The sequence below is a fragment of the Campylobacter concisus genome (assembly GCF_902460875.1).
Classification (GTDB): Bacteria; Campylobacterota; Campylobacteria; order Campylobacterales; family Campylobacteraceae; genus Campylobacter_A; species Campylobacter_A concisus_AA.
On sequence record NZ_CABPVR010000023.1, the window covers coordinates 1 to 1,360 of the forward strand.

Annotated in this window: 1 protein-coding gene; it reads left to right on the forward strand. The window is 26.5% G+C overall.

Annotation, left to right across the window (positions count from 1 at the left end; translation table 11 throughout):
- The coding region (locus tag F3H01_RS09305; RefSeq protein ID WP_188116384.1) for an STAND family AAA ATPase at positions 1-1,360 on the forward strand (1,360 nt) is incomplete at both ends.

Sequence of the window (1,360 nt, forward strand, 5' to 3'; positions counted from 1 at the left end):
TGCCAACAACGGATGTATTGTTGAGGATAGGGAGCTGTTAAAAAAACTTAAAGAAACAGATAGTCCCTACAAAAATTTTTCGTTTGAAGGCAATATAAATTTTTTAATCAATAATCCTGATTCCAATAATGTCAGCAAATTAATTACTATCCCACAAGAAGATACTTTGATATTAAACGAATCGTATGTAAAAATACTAAATGATATCGGTATAAAGCTAACCCACCCAAATAAAAGTGAACTAATTTTATCAGACATTTTTGTGTATCAAGACTTACAAGATATTGAGGATAATGCAAAAATAAAAATTAGTTCTCAAAAGCTTTTAAACATAAAAGAATACCCAAAATGTGTTATTTTTGGCGAAGAAGTCTCTGGTAAAACAGCCTTAATAAAGACTTTGCAAAAAGAATTTAATCAAATCGGGCTAACTCCAGTTTTTGTTGACGCAAAAGATATAAAGTCATCTGATTTAACCAAATTTGAGAGTCAGCTATATAAAAATTTTACTAAACAGTATATTGAAATAAAACATGATATGTTTAAAAAACAATATAATAAAATGATCATACTGATAGATAATTTTGAATCATTGCCAATAAAAAAAATAAATTATAAATCGTCATTTTTAAAAATGATTAATAATAATTTCAGTAATACGCTAATATTTTCTGACGATTCTGCCGAAATGGAACTAATGATAAAAGAGGATTTTAGAGGAAATTTAGATGGGTTTAAATTTTTTAAAATAAAAGAATATGGGTATGAATTAAGAGATAAAATGGCAGAAAAATGGATTTCTATAGGCCAAGAAGAATTAATTCACGATAATGAACTTATGGAAAGAAAAGACGATTTTTCTAAAAAATTGGAAACTGTTATTGGAAATAAATTTATTCCTAAATATCCACTGTATATCATTACTTTGTTGCAACAAATAGAAGCCGGCACTAATAGTAATTTAGGTGGAAGCGCTTATGCGGAATTTTATAACTATCTAATTGTTCAAGCAATGGGTAACGTTGGAATAAAATCAGACGAACTGGATTTTTATCATACGTACTTATCTTGCATAGCATATTACTTTTTTATCAATAGAAAGAGAGAATTAGAAAGGGCAGAAATAGAAAAAATACACAATCAGTATTCTACTGAATATCATAAAAAAAATTTTTCAACTGTATATGACAAGTTAGTTTATGCAAAACTAATAAGGGAGAATAATGATCTATATTCATTTGGGCATAATTATATATATTATTTTTATGTTGCAAAATACTTTTCTGATAATATGGAGAAAAGAAATAAATCCAATGAAATAAAAGATCAAATAGACAAATTGATTAAAAGACTATATGTT